4 protein-coding genes and 1 pseudogene are annotated in these 5,289 nt (G+C 33.2%); 3 read left to right on the top strand and 2 right to left on the bottom strand.

What is annotated here, in order from left to right:
• Window positions 1-327 precede the first annotated feature (327 nt).
• A complete protein-coding gene (locus AC1DUW_RS20550; protein ID WP_053346297.1) occupies window positions 328-594 on the bottom strand; it encodes a hypothetical protein in 267 nt (88 codons plus the stop codon).
• A gap of 231 nt (window positions 595-825) precedes the next feature.
• Between AC1DUW_RS20550 and AC1DUW_RS20545 the strand changes: the two are divergent.
• The 3 genes and pseudogenes from AC1DUW_RS20545 (at window position 826) to AC1DUW_RS20535 (ending at window position 3,754) form a co-directional block, all read left to right on the top strand.
• Window positions 826-1,207, top strand: a pseudogene (locus AC1DUW_RS20545) (GNAT family N-acetyltransferase).
• 481 nt (window positions 1,208-1,688) lie between these two features.
• Complete coding sequence (locus tag AC1DUW_RS20540; protein WP_477643322.1) at window positions 1,689-3,020, top strand: oligosaccharide flippase family protein; 1,332 nt, start codon at window positions 1,689-1,691, stop codon at window positions 3,018-3,020.
• Between the two features lie 542 nt (window positions 3,021-3,562).
• A complete protein-coding gene (locus AC1DUW_RS20535) occupies window positions 3,563-3,754 on the top strand; it encodes a DUF3934 family protein (protein ID WP_053346299.1) in 192 nt (63 codons plus the stop codon).
• Window positions 3,755-4,234: 480 nt separating this feature from the next.
• Here AC1DUW_RS20535 and AC1DUW_RS20530 read toward each other — a convergent pair whose 3' ends face one another.
• The gene (locus tag AC1DUW_RS20530; RefSeq protein WP_477643321.1) at window positions 4,235-5,158 is read right to left on the bottom strand and encodes a Gfo/Idh/MocA family protein; all 924 of its coding nucleotides are present in this window, start codon (window positions 5,156-5,158) and stop codon (window positions 4,235-4,237) included.
• Between the last annotated feature and the right edge of the window lie 131 nt (window positions 5,159-5,289).

Here is a 5,289-nt window from a genome sequence, read left to right as displayed (position 1 = left end):
GGGGACTTAGTGTAAGATTCCAATTTAATTTGTAAGAGTCAATGGATGTTCGGAAACAGCTAGCCTTATCGAGTCAGTAAAGCAACAAGGCTGGTAGTATTGTCCAAAAGAAACAAACTCATAGTTTCAGATAAAAAATCTTCAAATCAGTAGCTAAAGGTTTAACTCGTTTACTAAAAGTTGAATTTCGTTTACTTCCAGCGATTGTAGACTTTGCATTTAAACGGAATCCCTTTACCATTTCACCCCTCAAAACAACAGCAGCTTTTAATTTAGGATAACAAATATGTAATTTTTCCAAAAATAAAATCATCGATTAAGATGATTTTATTTTTTTGCATATTCTTTTAAGCGAGGCAGAATTGGCTCCAAAATTTCCTTTGCTATGTAATCTGTATCTAATCCAATAAACTGTTTGCCTTCTAATTCGACTGATCTAGCCTTTTCCGGATCATTGCAAAAAATAAACGAGATTATTCCGTTATCTTCTGTCATATCTACATATTTGAATGTAATATCATGTTGTGTTAAACAACTTTCAAACGCGATGCATAATTCATCTATGTTTGACTTATTAATAGATGTAAATTTCATTTTGATCATCTCCTCTGAATACAGAATAGCAAAATATATGCTGAATTACAAAGTGAATATATCCTCTAGTAGAAGGCCTTTACTATTTATCCGGCATTTCTAATCTAGGGGAAAATTGAAAAATCACTCAATTTTTTTAACTAAGTTCATCTGGTTTAGCCAAAACTTTTAATAATAAAACAAAGGTCACTTTAAGAGTGGCCATCATGAGAATGAATTAATCAGCAATATATTATTAATACAATTGGAGACTATACAAAAGACAAAGTGAAGCAATGGTTCTGTCAAGAAAGAATTTACTCAACTTTTACCAAAAGGTGAAAAATCCGAGTTTAACTATATATTCTCTATCTTTCACGACCAACACATAGTCGGAACGATTTGGATTGCACAAAAATCACCTACAAATAATGACGAAGGCTTTATTTATGATCTTATTATCTTTGAGCAATATCAAGGGCTGGGATATGGTAAGAAAGCAATGAAAGAAATTGAAATTATCGCTAAAGAATTAGGAATGAAGAAAATTTCACCTCACGTTTTTGGCCATAACAAAATTGCACGTGGATTATATGAAAAGTCGGGCTATGAAATTACGAATATCACGATATAAAATCAATTTAAATAAACTATTTCATAGTACCTAAAGATAACTTCATATATAACCGAGGGTATTCGTCGTGTAACTTAAATCCTGAAAATGATCAAACTTTATTCTAAATTTTCAACTATACCTAACTGATGTCCTAGAAAAATCTATGGATTAAACAATGTGTCCCAAATAAAACAAAGATAATTATGAAGATAAAAACGAAAATTCTTAGCAAAATCCAACAGGGTTTTGTTATTTTTATTTCCGTACTTTTTTCTGAACGATTTAAGACGGAAAATAATAGCATGAAAAGTTTAATGTGAAGGTTAAACTATGCTCACTTTCCATTAAGGTAGTTCTTAAAAAACTTATATTCTTAATCTGTATTTTTTTGGTAAAACCATGATAATTCAATAAGGGTACCTCCGCTTTATATCCTTCCTTATGAATATTCCATGGCATGTCTCATATCTTATACAAACACCTTTGTTAGGAGGCCAACATGAAATCTTTCTATAAAGGAACGCTCATTTTGATTGTCGCAGCGTTTTTTGGTGAATGTATCGAATTTTTAGTGAACATGATCCTAGCCAGGGAATTACAAGAAGAAGGCATGGGGCTCTATATGTCTATATTGCCGATTTTCTTTTTGATATATGTGATTGCCAGTCTTGAATTACATATTTCCATTTCAAAATTCGTGGCAGAAAATAAACACACATTGCATTATAATCTGGTGATACATGCACTTAAAATGGCTATGGTTGTAGTGCTGGTTATGTGTGTCGTCATGCCTTTTATTCTTACCTTTTCATCCATAATGGACAGATACCACCCATATATAAAATGGCTGCTTATTACCTTAATCCCTATAGTCGCATTTTCGTCGATTGCAAGAGGATATTTTATGGGCGTTCAGCAGATGGGAAAGATTGCATTTTCCAACTTTTTAAAAGATATTATTCAATTTGGCTTGCTGTTCATCATCTTTACCTTATTTAATTTTAACCAGGAAAAGTCCCTGCTGATGGCCTTCTTTGTTTTAATAGGCAGTGAGTTCCTCGTCTTTTTATACCTGATTAGCCTATTGATTCTTCAAATGCGTATTATGAAGCGTGGTACAAACTCGCGTACCTCTGGTAGATATGCACGTCAAAAGTTGCTGGAGGTTTCACTACCTACTATGGGACTAAGAATCTTTCACGCAATAACAAATGCGATTCAACCTTTTCTGATTCATGCTGCCCTTCTCTCAGCAGGATTCGGCGCGGTAATGGCTACTGAACATTTTGGGATGCTCACAGGGGTAGCGATGACTATCGGCTTCTTCCCAGCTTTTATTGCTCATTCACTAATGATAATGCTTATCCCTAATGTATCGAATGCTTACAAGAGACAGGATGAGGAAAAATTGAGAGTTTTATTACAAAAATCGATGTCTTTTACTATCTTGTATGGGGTTCCTGCAGTGGTCTTTATTTATCTCTTTGCGGAACCTTTGACCTCACTCTTTTTTTCCTCCACTTCAGCTGCTTATTATTTAAAATTATTATGTCCTTATTTTCTTTTTCACTTTTTTGTTATTCCGATGYAAGCCTATCTTATTGGCTTAGGCTTAGTTAAAGAGGCTTTTTTCCATACTGTGTGGTCACATATCGTCGCCTTTGTGATGATGTATATTCTCGGCTCCCAAACCTCTCTTAACATGGGAGGCATCATCTTAGGTATGAATACAGGTGCTGTATTATTAACCCTTATGCATTACTTAACTATATGTAAAAAAATAGGGATAAGCATCTGGTTAACAAAATCGAGATCTATAATAATGAAGTGATATCATAAATAAAGCTAAGGCTAAGACCGGATAAAGGTACGGGCAAGAAGGGTAAAAAACCGAACGATCAACATAACATATGTAGTTAGACGTTAAACACTCGAATGATTCAAAATGTCAGCAATAATAACGGTGACAAAACTCAAAACCTTTTTAAAATATTCAAATAAAATGTGAAGAAAAAGACACTCCTCAATCAGGCTGTGTCTTTTCTATTTTTATGAGGGTGAATTAATGTAGATTTCAACTTTGGGATATTTTTTTTATCTAAGCAGGCCTTTACGTTTGATAAGTTTGATTTTCGTTGTCATTATATCCGTATAAAAGCCATTAGGCACTTTTTTAAGCGTGCTTGTTACTGAATGAATAGTGTTTGAATATAAATCAGATAAATTGTATGCCAAACAATTTATAAATAAAATTAAAAAATATTGAGCCTTTCTCTGTACTTATCTCCTTAGTTGATGTATATTTCAACATACTTGGATAATAATCAAGTAAAATGGTTTAAACTAACCATACAATATTAATGGAGTGATTTCATGAGTAAAGCTAAGGCTAAAACTGGAACAGGTAAAGGTACAGGTACGGGAACGGGTAAGAAGGGTTGGAATCGTTGGAAAACTAGTGCCAACAAGAAAAAGAGCGCAAAACCTTATGTAAGTAAAGGCGTTAAACACGCGAATGACTCAAAGACAACTACCAATAATACTGGTGATAAGTCTGAAAAATAATCATTATGTAACTTCTATGAGTTAAATTAAAGGTTACCAAATTATGTTCCATATTCTCATACAGGGTATTTAGGCACTTTAAAAATCTGTATGAGAGAATTGGGTCAAATAGATTAATAACTCTAACTTCCTTCACTCTATAGCTATTGAATTAAACAATTGCATTTATATATAATAAAGAAAAAGACACTCCCAAACTGGTAGTGTTTTTCGTGTTCATTTGAGGTTTTTTTAAATTTATACAGATACAATCACGAAATGTTCATCTCATCTGACTTTTATGTTTGTTGGGTTAACTTTTTCCGATGATAACTTTGTTGTAAAACCGTATGTAGCCCTTTTTAACAGAGCTTGTTTCTGAATGTATGGCTTCCCCACATCTTGAGCAGTTACTAGCAAAGGGTCTCTTTTTGTATCAAAGATCAAAGGGTGCTTTGTAAAAAGTTAGAAGGCACTCCAATATCATTAAATTGAAATTATTTATTTGGCTACTGCTTTTAATAATTGATTGACTAATAATTGAGATTTCAGACCTTCTAGTCCATCAATCAGTGGTTTCTCATCATTTTGAATACAATTAATAAAATGTTGTACAGCATCTTCAAATCCTCTTTGCTTTAACGTTGTATCCCAAGATGGAGAAAATGAAGTTGAGTGGCTGTTATTAGAAGCAATTTCTAAAGTATTCATGTTCCTAACACTTAAAATTGCTCCATCTGTTAATAGTTCAAGCCTCTCAAGGTTAGTACCTGCTTTTCGATGCAYGTCTGTAAAGAAAGGTATACCCTCCTTGGATTTATAAACATGTCCTGCATAAACAAGGTAATTCTCAATACTGATATTTACTGTTCCATGCAGCACATCTAAATCACCATTAGCTAACCATCTTGCAGTATCAACTACATGTAAATAATCATCTAACATTCTAAAATCATAAGAATAAGGTCCCATACTATCTGTTCTATGTTTTTCTATACGAACTGATGCTATGTTTTGAGCTTGTTGTTTTGCTTGTACATACATAGGAGCAAAGCGGCGATTAAATCCAACCATAAGCTTCCTTCCTGATTTTTCACTTAACTCTACTAATTTTTCAGCTTCAGCAACAGTTGCAGCTAATGGTTTATCGACATAAACATCTATTCCTTTAGTTAATAGAGAAGATACGACTTCAAAATGTGAGCTAGTGGAACTATGTACGAAAACAGCATCACACTCTGCAGCGAGTGTTTGTAAGCTATTAAAATCTTGAATACGATACTGATTGCAAATCATTTTTCGTTTATCTTTACTTGGTGAAAAAGCACCTACAAAAGACCAATCCATTTCTTTAGTAAGGATTGGTAAATATGCTTTTTGAGCTATACTTCCTAAACCTACCATGCCAATACGAGGTTTTTTCATGTTTGACATCCTTTGCATTGATATTGTTAATAACAAAATTAGTTTACACTGTTTCAGTTGTAAAGCCAAATGAACAGATTATTTTTGCATGTGGTCGTGTAATAGGAGTATCAAGTGAACATACTCAAGTC

The sequence above is a fragment of the Peribacillus sp. P4_C12 genome (genome assembly GCF_056402095.1).
This window is presented reverse-complemented; position numbering and strand designations above follow the sequence as displayed.

What these genes read in the sequence shown, in the direction of transcription:
- AC1DUW_RS20550 (WP_053346297.1), bottom strand. Translation starts at nt 594, where the DNA reads ATGAAATTTACATCTATTAATAAGTCAAACATAGATGAATTATGCATC.
- AC1DUW_RS20535 (WP_053346299.1), top strand. Translation starts at nt 3,563, where the DNA reads ATGAGTAAAGCTAAGGCTAAAACTGGAACAGGTAAAGGTACAGGTACG.